This is a genomic window from Tabrizicola sp. (assembly GCF_041919135.1).
Classification (GTDB): Bacteria; Pseudomonadota; Alphaproteobacteria; order Rhodobacterales; family Rhodobacteraceae; genus Tabrizicola.
Genome location: NZ_JAYRUJ010000004.1, coordinates 57,956 through 74,369, shown reverse-complemented (window position 1 = coordinate 74,369; position 16,414 = coordinate 57,956). Strand labels below are relative to the sequence as shown.

14 protein-coding genes are annotated in these 16,414 nt (G+C 68.3%); 10 read left to right on the top strand and 4 right to left on the bottom strand.

The annotated features are described in order from the left end of the window. Positions 1 to 5: 5 nt before the first annotated feature. The gene (locus tag ACE3UA_RS04490; RefSeq protein ID WP_374642952.1) at positions 6 to 1,907 is read left to right on the top strand and encodes an alpha/beta hydrolase; all 1,902 of its coding nucleotides are present in this window, start codon (positions 6 to 8) and stop codon (positions 1,905 to 1,907) included. A 132-nt stretch (positions 1,908 to 2,039) separates the two neighbouring features. On the opposite strand, the gene ACE3UA_RS04485 is transcribed toward ACE3UA_RS04490, so the two are convergent. Continuing rightward, positions 2,040 to 3,269 (bottom strand): argininosuccinate synthase, encoded by a 1,230-nt coding sequence (locus tag ACE3UA_RS04485; RefSeq protein ID WP_374642950.1) that lies wholly within the window; start codon positions 3,267 to 3,269, stop codon positions 2,040 to 2,042. 130 nt (positions 3,270 to 3,399) lie between these two features. Then, a complete protein-coding gene (locus tag ACE3UA_RS04480) occupies positions 3,400 to 4,287 on the bottom strand; it encodes a hypothetical protein (protein ID WP_374642948.1) in 888 nt (295 codons plus the stop codon). A 114-nt stretch (positions 4,288 to 4,401) separates the two neighbouring features. Here ACE3UA_RS04480 and ilvA point away from each other — a divergent pair, with 114 nt between their 5' ends. Further along, positions 4,402 to 5,652 (top strand): threonine ammonia-lyase IlvA, encoded by a 1,251-nt coding sequence (gene ilvA / locus ACE3UA_RS04475; RefSeq protein ID WP_374642946.1) that lies wholly within the window; start codon positions 4,402 to 4,404, stop codon positions 5,650 to 5,652. Here the strand turns inward: ilvA and ACE3UA_RS04470 are convergent. Then, complete coding sequence (locus ACE3UA_RS04470) at positions 5,649 to 5,981, bottom strand: Hpt domain-containing protein (protein WP_374642944.1); 333 nt, start codon at positions 5,979 to 5,981, stop codon at positions 5,649 to 5,651. The two genes, ilvA and ACE3UA_RS04470, sit on opposite strands and share 4 nt — an antisense overlap. A 177-nt stretch (positions 5,982 to 6,158) precedes the next feature. Between ACE3UA_RS04470 and ACE3UA_RS04465 the strand changes: the two genes are divergently transcribed. Then, positions 6,159 to 7,391, top strand: a complete 1,233-nt coding sequence (locus ACE3UA_RS04465) for a SpoIIE family protein phosphatase (RefSeq protein WP_374643225.1) — start codon at positions 6,159 to 6,161, stop codon at positions 7,389 to 7,391. Here the strand turns inward: ACE3UA_RS04465 and ACE3UA_RS04460 are convergent. Continuing rightward, the gene (locus ACE3UA_RS04460; RefSeq protein ID WP_374642942.1) at positions 7,383 to 7,820 is read right to left on the bottom strand and encodes an NUDIX domain-containing protein; all 438 of its coding nucleotides are present in this window, start codon (positions 7,818 to 7,820) and stop codon (positions 7,383 to 7,385) included. The two genes, ACE3UA_RS04465 and ACE3UA_RS04460, sit on opposite strands and share 9 nt — an antisense overlap. A gap of 79 nt (positions 7,821 to 7,899) precedes the next feature. Here ACE3UA_RS04460 and ACE3UA_RS04455 point away from each other — a divergent pair, with 79 nt between their 5' ends. The 7 genes from ACE3UA_RS04455 (at position 7,900) to ACE3UA_RS04425 (ending at position 16,413) form a co-directional block, all read left to right on the top strand. Next, on the top strand, positions 7,900 to 8,886 hold the full coding sequence (locus ACE3UA_RS04455; RefSeq protein ID WP_374642940.1) for an Hsp33 family molecular chaperone HslO: 987 nt from the start codon (positions 7,900 to 7,902) through the stop codon (positions 8,884 to 8,886). Continuing rightward, entirely contained in the window at positions 8,883 to 9,479 is a 597-nt protein-coding gene (locus tag ACE3UA_RS04450) for a CoA pyrophosphatase (RefSeq protein ID WP_374642938.1), read from the top strand. Before ACE3UA_RS04455 ends, ACE3UA_RS04450 begins: the two co-directional genes overlap by 4 nt. Next, the gene (locus ACE3UA_RS04445) at positions 9,476 to 10,654 is read left to right on the top strand and encodes a CCA tRNA nucleotidyltransferase (protein WP_374642936.1); all 1,179 of its coding nucleotides are present in this window, start codon (positions 9,476 to 9,478) and stop codon (positions 10,652 to 10,654) included. Before ACE3UA_RS04450 ends, ACE3UA_RS04445 begins: the two co-directional genes overlap by 4 nt. Positions 10,655 to 10,793: 139 nt before the next feature. Beyond that, a complete protein-coding gene (locus ACE3UA_RS04440) occupies positions 10,794 to 12,641 on the top strand; it encodes an ABC transporter ATP-binding protein (RefSeq protein ID WP_374642934.1) in 1,848 nt (615 codons plus the stop codon). 122 nt (positions 12,642 to 12,763) lie between these two features. After that, positions 12,764 to 14,617 carry an ABC transporter ATP-binding protein gene (locus ACE3UA_RS04435; protein WP_374642932.1) on the top strand — a complete coding sequence of 618 codons (1,854 nt, stop codon included), beginning with the start codon at positions 12,764 to 12,766 and terminating at the stop codon, positions 14,615 to 14,617. Next, complete coding sequence (locus ACE3UA_RS04430; RefSeq protein WP_374642929.1) at positions 14,614 to 15,825, top strand: class I SAM-dependent RNA methyltransferase; 1,212 nt, start codon at positions 14,614 to 14,616, stop codon at positions 15,823 to 15,825. The genes ACE3UA_RS04435 and ACE3UA_RS04430 overlap by 4 nt, the downstream gene beginning before the upstream one ends. A gap of 93 nt (positions 15,826 to 15,918) precedes the next feature. Further along, complete coding sequence (locus ACE3UA_RS04425) at positions 15,919 to 16,413, top strand: murein L,D-transpeptidase family protein (RefSeq protein WP_374642927.1); 495 nt, start codon at positions 15,919 to 15,921, stop codon at positions 16,411 to 16,413. Position 16,414: the final 1 nt, after the last annotated feature.

Genomic DNA, 16,414 nt, shown 5'->3' with positions numbered 1-16,414 from the left:
CGGTGATGCGCACGCTGGCCCTTGCCCTGATCCTTGCCGCCCCCGCCGGGGCGCAGTCGCTGTACGAGGCAAGCTCCAGCCTCGACCTGCACCCTTGCGAGCTTTCCGCCCTCTCCTGCACCACGCTGACCCTGCCGCTCGACCACCGCGCCAACGACCCGTCGCGCACCATCGACATCACCTTCGCCCTCTCCTTCGCCAATGTCGAAAGCCGGGGCATCCTGTTCTATGTCGTCGGCGGGCCGGGGGCCTCGGGCCTCGCCTCGGCCGAGGGCTACCTGTCCTCCTTCGACCGCGAGATGACCGACTACATGGACATCGTCTTTGTCGACCAGCGCGGCACCGGCCCCGACCACGGCCTCGCCTGCCCTGCAGCGCAGGGCCGCTTCGACGCCGCCGACTTCTCGATCCAGGCGCCGGAGGCCGCGAAGGCCGCCGCCCGCGCCTATGTCGCCGATTGCACCGCCGAGATGGACCGGCCCGACCTTCTGCCCTTCGTCGCTTCGGACCAGGCGATCCAGGATACCGAGGCTTTCCGCCAGAAGATCGGCGCGCCGAAGGTCTGGCTTTACGGCGAAAGCTACGGCACCCAGTTCGTCCAGGCCTATGCCACCGCCTTCCCCCAGGCGCTCAAGGGGGTGATCCTTGACGGTGTGGTGGACCTCTCGCTGGACGCGCCCGGCTTCTACGCCAGCTTCACCACCGCAGCCGAGGCGATCCTGGCCCGCACCCTTGCCGCCTGCGCCGAGATCGCGCCTTGCGCCCGCGACACCGGCGGCGATCCCGCCGCGCTTTACGACCGACTCGCCGCGCGTCTTGACCGCGCACCGATCGCGGTGGCCCTCACCCTCTCCGACGGCAGGACCGAGCAGCGCCTGCTGACCCGCGGCCTGTTCGAGGCCAGCACCTTCTTCGCCCTCTACGCGCCCGAGGGCAGGGCCGAGTTCCTGCGCGCCCTTGCCGCCGCCGGCCGCGACAATTTCGTGCCGCTCTTGCAACTGGGCTATGCCAACATGTTCATCGACCCGGAAACCGGCCTGGGGATGGACGATCCCGGCTGGTTCGGCGCCGCCTTCTACGCGATCACCTGCACCGATTACGACAGCGGCCCCGGCACGCCCGACGAACGCGCCGACCGCATCCTGTCCCGCGCGGCCGCCCTTGCGCCACAGGCCCCGCGCCTTCTGCGGGCCTATTTGCCAGAGCAGCTCGCCTGTGCCTACTGGCCGCACCAGGGCCCGCCGACCCGTCCCGCGCCCTATGCCGGTGGCGACTGGCCGACGCTGGTCCTGAACGGAGACGCCGATCCGATCACCCCGGTCGCCATGGCCCAGGACGTGCTGGACCGCGCCGCCAACGCCTTCGGCATCTTCATGCAGGGCGGCCCGCATGTGATCTGGGGCCGGGGCAAGGCCTGCCCCGACGGCATCGTCCGCGCCGCGCTGATGGACGGCATCCTGCCCTCGGCGCGCGAGCAGCACTGCCGCGAGGATCTGGTGCAGGACTACACGCCGCTCACCCTTACCGATCCGGCCCAGCTTCGCGACCCGCTCGCCATCGCCCAGGCCGTGGATACCGAACTCTACCAGAGCATCGCGTTTTCGATCTGGGACGGGGTGCATCCGGCAAGCATCGGCTGCGACCATGGCGGTCTGTTCACCGCCCTGCCCACCGACCGGGGCACCGACTATGAGTTCGACTCCTGCAGCTTCTGGCCCGGACTCGCCGTCACCGGCTCCGGGGTCGAAAGCAACCTGGGCGAGCCTGACGACCGCATCACCCTGGCCCTGACCATCGCCGGCGAAGGAGGCGGCGAAATCCGCTACACCTACCGCCTGGCCGACGAGGCCTGGTCGATCTCGGGCAACTGGAACGGCCAGCCCGTGCACCTGCCGCGCCTGCCCTGACCGGCCTTGCCGCACCCCCGGCGCTGGCGAACGCCCCGATCCAGGCCGAAGCCGCAAAAGCTGAGGGGGCGTGAATCGCCCCCTTCAACCCCTTGATGTTCCTGATGGACGGGACCTGTCCAAGCTGGACGGCTATTTCTTCGCCACCCGTGCGTTCCGGCTTGCGATCAACCGCAGCCGCAGCCCGTTCAGCCGGATGAAGCCTTCCGCATCCTTCTGGTCGTAGGCGCCTGCATCTTCCTCGAAGGTCACATGCTTCTCGCTGTACAGCGAATGCTCCGACCAGCGCGCCACGGTAGCCGCCCGGCCCTTGTAAAGCTTGACCCGCACCGTGCCCGACACATGCTCCTGCGTCTTGTCGATCAGCGCCTGCAGCGCCTCGCGCTCGGGCGAGAACCAGAAGCCGTTGTAGATCAGTTCCGCATAGCGCGGCATGATGCTGTCCTTCAGGTGGCCCGCGCCGGCATCCAGCGTGATCTGCTCGATCCCGCGATGCGCCTCCAGCAGGATCGTGCCGCCGGGGGTCTCGTAGATCCCGCGCGACTTCATGCCGACGAAGCGGTTCTCGACCAGGTCCAGCACGCCGACGCCGTGCCTGCCGCCCAATTCGTTCAGCCTGGTCAGGATCGTGGCCGGGCTCATCGCCTCGCCGTTGATCGCCACCGCATCGCCCTTCTCGAAGGTGATCTCCACCATCTCGGCCTGGTCCGGGGCCTCTTCCACCGGCACGACGCGCTGCAACACGTAGTTCGGGAATTCCTCCGCCGGATCCTCCAGCACGCGGCCCTCCGACGAGGTGTGCAAGAGGTTCGCATCGACCGAGAACGGCGCCTCGCCGCGCTTGTCCTTGGCGATCGGGATCTGGTTCGCCTCGGCGAATTCCAGAAGCTTGGTCCGCGAGGTCAGGTCCCACAGCCGCCAGGGCGCGATCACCTTGATCGCTGGGTCCAGCGCCGCCGCGGACAGCTCGAACCGGACCTGGTCGTTGCCCTTGCCGGTCGCGCCATGCGCCACCGCATCCGCGCCCGTCTCATGCGCGATCCGCACCAGATGCTGGCTGATCAGCGGCCGCGCGATCGAGGTGCCCAGCAGATACAGCCCCTCGTACAGCGCATTGGCCCGGAACATCGGGAACACGAAGTCGCGCACGAATTCCTCGCGCACGTCGACGATATGGATGTTCTCGGGCTTGATCCCCAGCAGGATCGCCTTCTGCCGCGCCGGCTCCAGTTCTTCGCCCTGGCCCAGATCGGCGGTGAAGGTCACCACCTCGCAGCCGTATTCGGTCTGCAGCCACTTCAGGATGATCGAGGTATCGAGACCGCCCGAATAGGCAAGGACGACTTTCTTGGGCTTCAGCATCGGGAAGGCTCCATCGCGGGTTTTGCTGGCGATTAAAGCCAAACCGCCGCCTTAGCAAGGTCACCGGCGGCCCGGACATGGAACAGCCCGCCACCGGGGCGGGCCGTTCCGGATCATGCGTGCCGGATCGTCACTCGACCACGACGATGACCTCACCCTCCGGGACGACCTCGTCCTCGGGAACCACCACCGCCATATCGTCCTTGGCACGGGATTCCGCGATCGCGGCGTCGATGGCCTCCTGGTCGGCCGCCATCCGCTCCCGCAGCTGACCCAGCAGCGTGTCGAGGTCGCCATCCTTGTTCCAGGCGTCGCCGATCGCGGTTTCCGCATCGGTCACACCCTGCTCGGCCTCGAGTGCAGCCGCTTCGGCGGCGGCGAGATCCTCTTCGGTCGGACGGGTCTTGCCGTCGACACCCGCGATCAGATCGTCGAGATCCTGGTTGGCAAGGGTGGGGTCCAGGTCCTTGGCCGCGACGTAATCCTCGACCGTGGCATAGCCGCTTTCCGCAAGCGCGGCGTCAAGCGCGGCGAACCCTGCTTCGGTCTCGGCCATCTCGGTGGCGGCGCCGGCAGCCTCGGCCGCGGCGGAATCGGCGATGGCGAGGCCGGCCAGCAGGCCGACCGGGCCGTTGGTGGTCTGGCCGTTGCGGATATGCGCCAGGACCGCGTTGATGTTGGCGTGCAGCGCCCCGTTCATCTTGCCCAGTTCGTTCGGGGCAAGCTCACCCTCGACCGGGGTCTTCGCCTTGGCCTTGGAGGCCTTCACCTTGGTCGCGGCGGGGTTCGCCTTCTTCTCGGTCTTGGCGGCCTTGCCCTTCGCGTCGGACTTGCCCTTCCCTTCGGACTTGCCGTTGCCACCGCCGTTGCTGCCCCCGTTGCCGCCGCCTTTACCGCCGCCGTTGCCGCCCTTTTCGGCATAGGCCGCACCGCCGTCGCCCAGATCGAAGACCGGCAGGATCGGAGTGAAGGTCAGGGCGGACACCGCCAGCGTGAGAGCCAGAGGTTTCAGGTTCATAGTTTTGTCTCCGTCGCATATGGCTAGGAAATGTCATGGATGGACCACAGGGACACTCGATGGCAAAAATATGACGAGGCCAATAAACCGGGCATAAACCGAGGGTATAGAGCTTTGAGAACCGGCACGATCCTGCCAGCGACTGCGACGACGGAGGCCCTGCGCGAGCTTTTTCCCGCAACGCCCCTGCAGCGCAACGATCACCTCTCGGCGCGCTATGGCGCCGAAATCCTGCTGAAACGCGAGGATCTTACCCCCGTCCGCAGCTACAAGATCCGTGGTGCCTTCAACGCGATGCGCAAGATGCGGCTGCGCGATCCCGGACAGCGGCAGTTCGTCTGCGCCAGCGCGGGCAACCATGCCCAGGGGGTCGCCTTCGCCTGCCGCCACTTCGGCGTCGAAGGGGTGATCTTCATGCCGGTGACCACGCCGCAGCAGAAGATCGACAAGACCCGGATCTTCGGCGGTGACCAGGTGCAGATCCGGCTGACCGGCGACTATTTCGACCAGACTCTCGCCGCCGCCCAGGCCTTCTGCGCCGAGCGCGGGGCGCATTTCCTGTCACCCTTCGACGATCCCGACGTGATCGAGGGCCAGGCCTCGGTCGCGGTCGAGATCCTGGACCAGCTGGGGCGCGCGCCGGACGTGGTGGTCCTGCCGGTGGGCGGCGGAGGTCTTGCTTCGGGGGTGACCGGCTATCTGCGCGAGGTGGCGCCCGGGGTGGAGTTCCGTTTTGTCGAGCCGCTTGGCGGCGCCAGCCTGACCGCCGCGCTGCGCGAGGGCGGGCCGGTGAAGCTCCCGCGCGTGAACAGTTTCGTCGACGGCGCGGCCGTGGCGCGGATGGGCGACCGGACCTTTGCCATGCTCGACTGGGTCAAGCGCGAGCATGTCCACCTTGCGCCCGAGGACCGGATCTGCGTCACCATGCTGGAGATGCTGAACGTCGAGGGCATCGTGCTGGAACCCGCCGGGGCGCTGGCGGTGGATGTGCTGCCCGAGCTGGCCGAGGAGATCGCGGGCAAGACCGTGGTCTGCGTCACTTCGGGCGGCAACTTCGACTTCGAGCGCCTGCCCGAGGTCAAGGAACGCGCCCAAAGGTTCTCGGGGCTGAAGAAATACTTCATCCTGCGGATGCCGCAGCGGCCCGGCGCCCTGCGCGAGTTCCTGAACATGCTGGGTCCCGACGACGACATCACCCGCTTTGAATACCTGAAGAAATCCGCCCGCAACTTCGGCTCGGTCCTGATCGGGATCGAGACCAAGGACGCCGGGCATTTCCGCCAGTTCACCGACCGGATGGACGCCGCGGGCCTGGCGTTCCGCGACATCACCAGCGACGAGGCCCTGTCGGAATTCCTCATCTAGGCTGCCGAATCGGTGGCCAGACGCCGCACCAGCTGGCTTCGCGAGTCGCGGTAGACCGCGGCCAGCTGGCCGACGTCGATCGCCCGGCCATCGCCCGCGGCCGCCCTGCGCTCGCCCTCCTGGCAGATCGCGGCCAGTTCCGAGAGCCCGAGGTTCAGCGCGCTGCCCTTCAGGAAATGCAGTTGCGCCGCGACATCGCTTGCGGCCAGGCCGGACTGCAGCGCCCGCACGGCCTGTTCCGCCTCGTCCAGGAACATGTCGGCGACCTCGGAAAACCCGTCGGCGCCGATCTCTTCCCGCAATTCCTCAACCCTGCGCCAGTCGATCATGGCCCCCTCCGATACTCACCGGCCCAGTCTGGCGGGTTCGGCCTTAACAATTCGTGGCCCGGAACCCGCGAAACAGACGCAATTTTAGCTTTCACCGCACGTTAAGGGGGCGGGCGGCAGGCTGATGCCGATGGATTCGGAGAGGACGACGTGTCAGCCAGCCCCAGCCTTGCGGAAATGCCCGGCCCCCAGACCGCGCCGCGCCATGTCCTGGTGGTCGATGACAGCCGGGCGCAACGCCATGTCGTCTCGATGCAGCTGCGCCGCTGGGGCTATCTGGTGACCGAGGCCGAGTCGGCCGAAGCCGGGCTGGAGATCTGCACCCGCGAGGATGTCGATATCATCATCAGCGACTGGATGATGCCCGGCATGTCCGGCCTCGACTTCTGCCACCGCTTCCGCGACCTCGGGCGCGAGAATTATGGCTATTTCGTCCTGCTCACCTCGAAATCCGAAACGGCCGAGATTGCCGATGGCCTGGAAGCCGGGGCCGACGATTTCCTGACCAAGCCCGTCGCCAGCAACGAACTCCGCGCCCGCCTGCGCGCGGGGGAACGGATGCTGGCCACCCAGGCCGAGCTTCTGGCCAAGAACCGGGTCATCGCCAGCACACTCTCGGAGTTGCAGAAGCTGTACGATTCGCTCGACCGCGACCTGATCGAGGCGCGGAAGCTGCAGCAGACCCTGATCCGCGACCGGGTGCGCGATTACGGCTGGGCGCGGGTCTCGCTGCTTCTGCGCAATTCGGGCCGGGTCGGCGGCGACCTGGTCGGCAGCTTCCGCGTGGATGAGGACCGCGTGGTCGCCTATTCCATCGACGTGTCCGGCCATGGCGTCGCCTCGGCGATGATGACGGCGCGGCTGGCGGGGTTCCTGACCGGCTCCTCCCCGGAGCAGAACCTTGCCTTCCAGACCGGGCCCGAGGGCGACCATATCCTCCTGCCCCCCGCCGCCGTGGTCGACCGCTTCAACCGCCTGATGCTGGACGAGATCCAGGCCGAGCAGTATTTCACCATGGCCTTCGCGGTGATCGACCGCGGCTTGGGCCGGCTCGACCTGGTGCAGGCCGGGCACCCCCATCCGATGCTGATCCGCCGCGACGGCCGGGTGCAGCGGCTTGGCCATGGCGGGATGCCCATCGGCCTGATCGACGGCGCCGATTATGACCAGATCACGGTCGCCATCGACCCCGGCGACCGGCTGGTGCTCGTCTCGGACGGGTTCACCGAATGCCCCCTGCCCGTAGGCACCGACTTTGGCGAGGATGGGCTGGTCGAAAGCCTGCAAGGCTCGGCCCACCTGACCGGCCTCGACCTGCTGGAGGCGATGGTCTGGGATCTGACCGCCAAGGCCGGGACCGATTCGTTCCCCGACGACGTCTCGGGGATCGTGCTGGACGTCCTAGCCTAGAAGCCGCGCCAGCATCGCCCGGTCGCCGGCGTTTCCCAACCGGACCAGCGCCTCCTCGACCGGCAGCCAGACGGCGGTATGCCCCGCCTCGCTGGGCGGACCCAGCCGGCGCACCGGCCGGGCAAGGTAAACCGTGCACAGCTTCTCGGCCCAGAGGTCATAGTCCGGCATGTAGGCAAAGCGCCGGAAGGCGCCCAGATGCCGCCGGATCGCGATCTTCCAGCCGGTTTCCTCGAACACTTCCCGGTGCAGCGCGGCAAGCGGCTGCTCGCCCCGGTCGATCCCCCCGCCGGGCAACTGGAACTCCGGCACCGGGCTTTGCTGATGCGTGGCAAGGATGTGGTCGCCCTGCAGCAGCACCGCATAGACGCCCGGCCGCCGGGTATAGCGTTGCCCCGCCTTCACCGCCTCGCCATAGCGCCGGATCATGGCCTTCCCCCTTGGACCTTCGGTTGCTCTGCCTATATAGGCGCGATATGCCAGCACTGGCACCATCAGGAAATCCCCAATGACCACTGGTTCGCAGATCGCCTGGGACGATACCGTCCTGCCATTCCAACTGGACGCTTCGGGCATCCGTGGCCGCGTCGCGCGGCTGGACGGGGTGCTGGACCAGGTGCTGAAGCAGCACGCCTATCCTTCCGTGATCGAGGCGCTGGTGGCGGAAACCGCGCTTCTCACTGCGCTGATCGGCCAGACCATCAAGCTGCGCTGGAAGCTTTCGCTTCAGGTGCGCGGCAAGGGTCCGGCCCGGCTGATCGCCACCGACTATTACGGCCCGACCGAGGACGGCCAGCCCGCCCGCATCCGCGCCTATGCCAGTTACGACGCGGAGAGGCTGGACCCGCAGGCCGATCCGTTCTCGCAGATCGGCGAGGGCTATTTCGCCGTCATGCTCGACCAGGGCGAGGGGATGCTGCCCTACCAGGGCTTCACCCCGATCGCCGGCGGCAGCCTCGCCGCCTGCGCCGAGACCTATTTCGCCCAGTCCGAGCAGATCCCCACCCGCTTCGCGCTCGCCTATGGCGAAAGCGCCGAGCCGGGCCGTCCGCTGCACTGGCGCGCCGGGGGCATCATGCTGCAACACATGCCTGCCGTGGGTGGCGTGGCCGCCGAGCAGGGCAGCGGCGAGGGCGGGCTTCTGACCCATGCCGACATCCTTGGCGGCGCGGAATCCGACGACTGGAACCGCGCCAACGTGCTGCTCGATACGGTGGAAGAGCTGGAGATGATCGGCCCCTCGGTCCCGCCCACCGACCTTCTGGTCCGCCTCTTCCACGAGGAAAGCCCCCGCGTCTTCGACGCCCAGCCGGTGCGCTTCGGCTGCTCCTGTTCCGAGGGCAAGGTCCGCAGCACCATGTCGATCTACAGCCAGAAGGACATCGCCCGGATGACGACCGAGGCGGGCGTCGTCACCGCCGACTGCCAGTTCTGCGGCGCGCATTACGAGCTGGACCCGGCGACGCTGGGCTTCGAAGGGAAGCCGGCGGAATGATCGAGATCGAGGCAGGCTTGCGCGATGCGCTGGCCCGCCCGGCCGGGCCGTCCTCGGACTTCGACCTGAACCCCGGTATCCGCCCCCTCGCCGGCACGCCGCTGCGCCCGGCCGCCGTGCTGGTGCCGGTCTGGCTGCGGCCCGAGGGGGCAGGGGTGATCCTGACCAAGCGGTCCTCGCATCTCAAGCACCACCCCGGCCAGATCGCCTTTCCCGGCGGCAAGGTCGATGCCTCCGACGCCGGCCCCGAGGCCGCCGCGCTCCGCGAGACGCAGGAGGAGATCGGGCTGGATCCGTCCCGGGTGCAGATCCTCGGCAGCCTGCCGGTCCATGAAACCGTCACCGGCTTTGCCATCACCCCCTTCGTCGGCCTGATCCGGGGGCCCTTCTCCCCGATCCCCGAAGCGGGAGAGGTCGAGGAGGTCTTCACCGTTCCCCTCTCGCACGTCCTTGATCCCGCACGGTTTTCCATCGAGCGGCGGCAGTGGATGGGCGTCTGGCGCCGCTACTATGCCGTCCCGCATGGCCCCTATTACATCTGGGGCGCGACCGCCCGCATCTTGCGCGGCCTTGCGGAACGGATGCAGCCATGAAGGTCGCGGGCGAGAAAGTGGTGGGCGACTGGCTGGATCAGCCCGGCACCCAATCGCTCTGCGCCGCGATCGAGGCTGCGGGCCACCGCGCCCTTTTCGTCGGCGGCTGCGTGCGCAACTCCCTGCTTGGCGTGCCGGTCGGGGATGTGGATCTCGCCACCGACGCCACGCCCGGGACCGTGGCCCGCATCGCCGGGGAGGCGGGTTTCAAGACCGTCCCCACCGGCATCGAGCACGGCACCGTGACCGTGATCGCCGGGGGCGAGCCGCATGAGATCACCACCTTCCGCCGCGATGTCGAGACCGACGGCCGCCGCGCCGTGGTCGCCTTTTCCGACCGGATCGAGGAGGATGCCGCCCGCCGCGACTTCACCATGAACGCGCTTTACGCCGACCGGCGCGGCAACGTGCTGGATCCGCTTGGCGGCCTGCCCGACCTCAAGGCCCGGCGCATCCGCTTTGTCGGCGACCCGGAGACCCGCATCCGCGAGGATTATCTTCGCATCCTGCGCTTCTTCCGCTTTCACGCCGCCTATGGCGACCCCGAGGGTGGCCTTGATCCCGAAGGCCTGGCCGCCTGCGCCGCGCTGGCGGAAGGGCTGGATGCAATCTCCCGCGAACGCATCCGGGCCGAGCTGAAGAAGCTTCTCGCTGCCCGGGACCCCGCCCCCTCCGTCGCCGCCATGGCGCAAGCCGGCATCCTCGCCCGCCTCCTGCCCGGCGCCGATCTCCGTGCGCTCGCACCCCTCGTCCACCTCGACGCCGATCATCCCCCGCGCTGGCTCCGCCGCCTTGCCGTGCTGGGGGGCGACACCAGCGACCTGCGGCTGTCGAAAGCCGAAACGCGCGACCTTTCCGCCCTCCGCACCGCCCTCGGTTCCATGGAGACCCCGGCCGCGCTGGGCTGGCATCTGGGCAGGGCGCTTGCCGCCGACGCCCTTCTTGCCCGCGCCGCCGTTCTGGAAACCCCGCTTCCCCCCGGCTGGCAGGCCGAGGTCGAGCGCGGTGCGGCGGCCCGCTTCCCCGTCACCGCCGCCGATCTCATGCCGCACTATACGGGCGAGGCGCTGGGCGCGCGGATGAAGCAGCTTCAGGCCCGCTGGCTCGCCTCGGACCTGACCGCCAGCCGCGAGGCGCTGCTGAAAGGGCGTGACAAACTGCCGCGCCTGCGCTAGGAAATCGGCACCCAGGATGGAGACCAGCATGGAAAACGGGATTTCGTTCACACTCGCCTGAGTTGACCGTTCCCGTCGTGGCGGTCGCCGACAGGCACCGCTTCACCCCGATGCTGCCACCTTTCCCGGGTCTTCCCAGATGTTCCGTTTCTTCGAAAACCTCGTCGATCCCTATCAGTCCTACGCCCAGACCGATACGCCCCCGCGCCGGCTCTGGCCCTTCCTGCGCGACTATGTCCGCCCCTTCCGCAAGGTCTTTGCCGTCACCGCGCTGTTCTCGGTCGGCAACGCCGTGCTGGACGTCGGGCTGATCTGGTATCTCGGCCGCCTCGTCGACCTGATGTCCGGGCAAGGCCCGCAGGCCTTCCTGGCCAGCCACGGGGTCGAGATCCTGGTCGCCGCCCTGGTCATCCTGATCCTGCGGCCGCTGGTCGCCGGCGGCTCGGTCGGGCTTTTGCACAACACGATCCTCACCAACTTCGGCACGATGATGCGCTGGCGCGCGCACCGGCACGTCCTGCGCCAGCCCGTCGGCTGGTTCGAGGGCGATTTCGCCGGCCGCATCGCCAACCGGATCATGCAGGCCCCCCCGGCGGCGGGCGAGGCGGTGTTCCAGGTCTTCGACATGGCCGCCTTCGCCGCCGCCACCTTCATCGGCGCGCTTTTGATGCTGGCCGAGGCCGACCCCCGCCTGATGCTGCCGCTCCTCGCCTGGGTGGTCGGCTATCTCTGGCTGATGCGCTGGACCATCCGCCGCGCCGGCCCGGCGTCGAAAGCCTCCAGCGATGCGCGGTCGGCGGTGACGGGGCGGGTGGTGGACAGCTACACCAACATCCATTCCGTCAAGCTCTTCGCCCACCAGGACGCCGAACTGGACTACGCCCGCGAGGCGATCGAGACCTCGCGCAGGACCTTCCAGACCGAAATGCGCATCGTCACCAAGATGGACGTGGCGCTGACCTTCCTCAACGGGCTGATGATCCTCGGCGTCGGCGGGCTGGCGCTGTGGTTCTGGGTCCAGGGCACGGCCTCCGTCGGCGTGGTCGCCGCCGCGCTGGCGCTGGTCCTGCGCATCAACTCGATGACCTACTGGATCATGTGGGCCTCGACCAACCTCGTCCAGAACCTCGGCACGCTAGCCGAGGGGATGGAGACCATCGCCCAGCCGATCACCCTGACCGACCGTCCCGAGGCAAAGCCCTTGGAGTTCCGCGCCGGCCTGATCCAGATCCAGGGCGTCTCGCACCACTACGGCCGCGGTTTCGGCGGCCTGCGCGACGTGACCCTGACCCTGCGGCCGGGCGAGAAGATCGGCGTCGTCGGCCGCTCCGGCGCGGGGAAATCCACGCTGGTCAAGCTGATGCTGCGCTTCTACGACAGCGAATCCGGCGCGATCCTGATCGACGGCCAGAACATCGCCGAGGTGACGCAGGAAAGCCTGCGCCGGAACATCGGCGTGGTGCAGCAGGATTCCTCCCTCCTCCACCGTTCCGTCCGCGAGAACATCCTGTATGGCCGCCCCGACGCGACCGAGGCCGAGATGATCGCCGCCGCGCAAAAGGCCGAGGCGCATGACTTCATCCTCACGCTCGAGGATCCGCAGGGCCGCCGCGGCTATGACGCCCATGTCGGGGAACGCGGCGTCAAGCTCTCCGGCGGCCAGCGCCAGCGCGTCGCCATCGCCCGGGTGATCCTGAAGGACGCGCCGATCCTGATCCTGGACGAAGCCACCTCCGCATTGGACAGCGAGGCCGAGGCCGCGATCCAGGGCGCGCTCTATGGCGTGATGCAGGGCAAGACGGTGATCGCCATTGCCCACCGCCTCTCGACCATCGCCGCGATGGACCGGATCGTCGTGCTGGAGGACGGCCAGGTGGTCGAGGACGGAACCCATGCCGGGCTTCTGCGCCAAGGCGGCCTTTATGCCCGCTTCTGGGCCCGGCAATCCGGCGGCTTCATCGGGCTGGAGGAGGACGCGGCGGAATAGCGCGGCTCGTCGACGACTTCGTCATTCCTCGCGGGCCCCCGAGGAGGAGACGAAGTCGAACGACGAGGGGGTCACGTCCATTCGCCCTTGCTTCACCGCGCCCCCCGGCCTACCTCTCCCCCATGAGCGCGCTTCAAAGCCTCGGCTCCCTCATCGACGCCTTCCGTCCCGCCGACGGGCCCCCGCCGACGCGGCTGGGGGCCTTCATGCGCTGGGCGCTTGCCGGAAGCTGGCCGATGCTGGTCGCGGCCGGCCTCCTCTCCTCGCTGGCGGGCGTGACCGAGGTCGTCTCGGCGCTGATCCTCGGCTGGGTGATCGACGCCGCCGTCTCCTCCGGTCCCGGCGATTTCTTCGGCCAGCACGGCAGCCTGATCCTCTGGTTCCTCGTCTTCTACCTGATCCTGCGCCCGCTGGCCTTTGCCGTCTCTGCCGCCTCGAACAGCATCATCATCGGGCCGAACGTCCTGCCGCTGGTCCTGTCGCGCCTGCACCGCTGGACCCTGGGCCAGGCCGTCACCTTCTTCGACAACGACTTCGCCGGCCGCATCGCGCAAAAGCAGATGCAGGCCGCCCGCGCCGTCACCGATGTCGCGACCGAGGTGATCAACACCGTCTGCTTCGCGCTCGCCTCGGTCATCGGCTCGGTCGCCTTCCTTGTCGCTGTCGATGCAAGGGTCGCCGTGGCGCTGATGGTCTGGCTCGTCGCCTATCTGTTCCTGATCCGCTTCTTCCTGCCGGTGGTCCGCAGGAACTCCGCCGCCCGCGCCTCGTCCCGCGCCATGGTCTCGGGCCAGGTCGTGGACACGATCACCAACATCAAGACCGTCAAGCTTTTCGCCCATGCCGCCTTCGAGGATCGTGTCGCCCTCGACGCGATGGAGGTGTTCCGCGAACGCTCCCTTGAATTCGGCGTCATCTCCACCTGGTTCCGTTTCGCGCTGATGCTGCTGGCCGGCGTCCTGCCGGTCCTTCTGATCGGCGGCACGGTGATGCTCTGGCAACAGGGCAGCGCCACCGCCGGGGACATTGCCGCCGCCGGGGCCATCGCGCTGCGGATCGCGCAGATGTCGGGCTGGGTCAGCTTTACCCTGATGTCGATCTATACCTCGGTGGGCGAGGTCGAGGACGGGATGCGCACCCTCTCCGTCCCCCACACCCTTGCCGATGCCCCTGACGCCACGACCCTGCCGCGCATCAAGGGCGAGATCCGCTTTGACCATGTGACCTTTGCCTATGGCCGCCAGCGCGGCGGGGTGCAGGATATCGACCTGACCATCCGCGCCGGGGAAAAGCTGGGGATCGTCGGCGCCTCCGGCGCTGGCAAATCCTCGCTCGTCTCGCTGCTTTTGCGGCTTTACGACCCGGAACAGGGCCGCATCACGCTGGACGGCCATGACCTGCGGGCCGTGACGCAGGAATCGCTCCGCCGCCAGATCGGCATGGTCACGCAGGAAACCGCGATGTTCAATCGCAGCGCGCGCGACAATATCGCCTACGGCCGACCCGAGGCGTCGGAGGCCGAGATCATCGCCGCCGCCAAGGCCGCCGAGGCGGATGAGTTCATCCTGAACATGCTCGATCACCAGAACCGCAAGGGCTACGACGCCTTCCTCGGCGAACGGGGGGTCAAGCTTTCCGGCGGCCAGCGCCAGCGCATCGCGCTCGCCCGCGCCTTCCTGAAGGACGCGCCGATCCTGGTGCTGGACGAGGCGACCTCGGCGCTCGACTCCGAGGTGGAGGCAAGCATCCAGGCCGCGCTGGGCCGGGTGATGCAGGGCAAGACCGTGCTTGCGATCGCGCACCGCCTCTCGACCATCGCCGCAATGGACCGGATCATCGTGATGGATCGGGGCCGGATCGTCGAACAGGGCAGCCATGCCGAACTGCTGGAGCGCGGCGGCCTTTACGCCCGCTACTGGAACCGGCAATCTGGCGGCTTCATCGGAACCGAAGACGAAGCGGAAGCGGCAGAGTGATCGTCACCATCGACCGGCTGGGCCATCTGGGCGACGGGATCGCCCCCGGCCCGATCTTTGTCTCCGGCGTCCTGCCGGGTGAGGTGGTGGAGGGCACGCCCGACGGCGACCATCTGCTGCATCCCAAGATCATCACCCCCTCGCCCGACCGGGTGAAACCGCCCTGCCGCCACGCCCGCGCCTGCGGCGGCTGCCAGCTGCAGCATGCCTCCGATGCCTTCGTGGCCGCCTGGAAGCAGGAGGTCGTGGCCAATGCGCTTGCCGGCCAGGGCCTGACCGCGCCCTTCCAGCCCCTCGTCACCTCGCCGCCCGGATCCCGCCGCCGCGCCACCCTCTCCGCCCGCCGCACCAGGTCCGGCGTGCTGATCGGCTTCCACGCCCGCGCCTCGGACACCCTGGCCGAGATCCCCGATTGCCGGCTCCTCCATCCCGGCATCCTCGCCGCCTTCCCCGGCCTGCAGGCGCTGGTCCAGGCCGGAGGCTCGCGCACGACCGAGCTTTCGCTGCAAGTCACCCTCACCCGCGGCGGACCCGATGTCAGCGTCACCGGCGGCAAGCCCCTCGACTCCGCCCTCCGCCTCGACCTCGCCCGCCTGGTCGAGGCGCATGGCTTCTCCCGCCTGACCTGGGATGGCGAGATCGTGGCGCTGCGCGACCGCCCCGCCCTGACCATGGGCCAGGCCACCGTCATCCCCCCCGCCGGCGCCTTCCTGCAAGCCACGGCCGAGGGCGAGCAGGCCCTCCTCGCCGCCGTCCGCCAGGCCCTCGGCCCGCAGAAGCGCGTGGTCGACCTCTTCTCCGGCACCGGCACCTTCGCCCTTCCCCTTGCCGAGGCGATGGACGTCCATGCCGTCGAAGGCGACGCCGGGATGACGCAGGCCCTCGACCTTGCCGCCCGCAACACCCCCGGCCTCCACCGCGTCACGACCGAAACCCGCGACCTCTTTCGCCGCCCGCTGGAGCCGGACGAGCTGAAACCCTTCTCCGGCGCCGTCATCGACCCGCCCCGCGCCGGGGCCGAGGCGCAGACCGGCCGCCTTGCCGCCAGCGCCATCCCGGTGATCGCCGCCGTCTCCTGCAACCCGGTCACCTTCGCCCGCGACGCCCGCAGCCTGACGGATGCCGGCTACCGCCTGGACTGGGTGCAGGTCGTCGATCAGTTCCGCTGGTCCACCCATGTCGAACTGGTGGCCCGCCTGTCACGCTGACGTTTCCGTGAAGCCTGCGACAGCCTGACCGGCTTTGCAGACGGGCCAGAATCCTGTATCCATGGGATAAAAAAGGGGCAGACGGTCACAGGCATGCGCGGCTTCGGTATTCTGGTTCTCCTGGTGGTCATGCTGGGTCTTGCCGGTTGCGGCAACAGCAAGTTCCGCCGCTACAACGGGCCCGAGGTCACTCAGGTCCAGGTCCACAAGACCGAGCGGAAGATGTATCTCTTCCACCATGACCGCGTGCTGAAATCCTACGACATCGCGCTCGGCTTCGCCCCCCAGGGCCACAAGCAGTTCGAAGGCGACGGCAAGACGCCCGAGGGCACCTATTACATCAGCCACAAGAACCCGAACTCGAACTACCACCTGTCGCTCGGCATCTCCTACCCGAATCCGAACGACATCGCCTTCGCCGAATCGCAGGGCAAGTCGCCGGGCGGAGAGATCTTCATCCATGGCGGGCCCAACGGCCGGATCAGCCAGCGCGACTGGACCTTCGGCTGCGTCGCGCTGACCGACAAGCAGGTGGAAGTCGTCTATTCCATGGTCAAGCCGGGCACGCCGATCGTCATCCTGCCCTGAC

What these genes read in the sequence shown, in the direction of transcription:
- ACE3UA_RS04490 (WP_374642952.1), top strand. Translation starts at nt 6, where the DNA reads ATGCGCACGCTGGCCCTTGCCCTGATCCTTGCCGCCCCCGCCGGGGCG.
- ACE3UA_RS04485 (WP_374642950.1), bottom strand. Translation starts at nt 3,269, where the DNA reads ATGCTGAAGCCCAAGAAAGTCGTCCTTGCCTATTCGGGCGGTCTCGAT.
- ACE3UA_RS04480 (WP_374642948.1), bottom strand. Translation starts at nt 4,287, where the DNA reads ATGAACCTGAAACCTCTGGCTCTCACGCTGGCGGTGTCCGCCCTGACC.
- ACE3UA_RS04470 (WP_374642944.1), bottom strand. Translation starts at nt 5,981, where the DNA reads ATGATCGACTGGCGCAGGGTTGAGGAATTGCGGGAAGAGATCGGCGCC.
- ACE3UA_RS04465 (WP_374643225.1), top strand. Translation starts at nt 6,159, where the DNA reads ATGCCCGGCCCCCAGACCGCGCCGCGCCATGTCCTGGTGGTCGATGAC.
- ACE3UA_RS04460 (WP_374642942.1), bottom strand. Translation starts at nt 7,820, where the DNA reads ATGATCCGGCGCTATGGCGAGGCGGTGAAGGCGGGGCAACGCTATACC.
- ACE3UA_RS04455 (WP_374642940.1), top strand. Translation starts at nt 7,900, where the DNA reads ATGACCACTGGTTCGCAGATCGCCTGGGACGATACCGTCCTGCCATTC.
- ACE3UA_RS04450 (WP_374642938.1), top strand. Translation starts at nt 8,883, where the DNA reads ATGATCGAGATCGAGGCAGGCTTGCGCGATGCGCTGGCCCGCCCGGCC.
- ACE3UA_RS04445 (WP_374642936.1), top strand. Translation starts at nt 9,476, where the DNA reads ATGAAGGTCGCGGGCGAGAAAGTGGTGGGCGACTGGCTGGATCAGCCC.
- ACE3UA_RS04440 (WP_374642934.1), top strand. Translation starts at nt 10,794, where the DNA reads ATGTTCCGTTTCTTCGAAAACCTCGTCGATCCCTATCAGTCCTACGCC.
- ACE3UA_RS04435 (WP_374642932.1), top strand. Translation starts at nt 12,764, where the DNA reads ATGAGCGCGCTTCAAAGCCTCGGCTCCCTCATCGACGCCTTCCGTCCC.
- ACE3UA_RS04425 (WP_374642927.1), top strand. Translation starts at nt 15,919, where the DNA reads ATGCGCGGCTTCGGTATTCTGGTTCTCCTGGTGGTCATGCTGGGTCTT.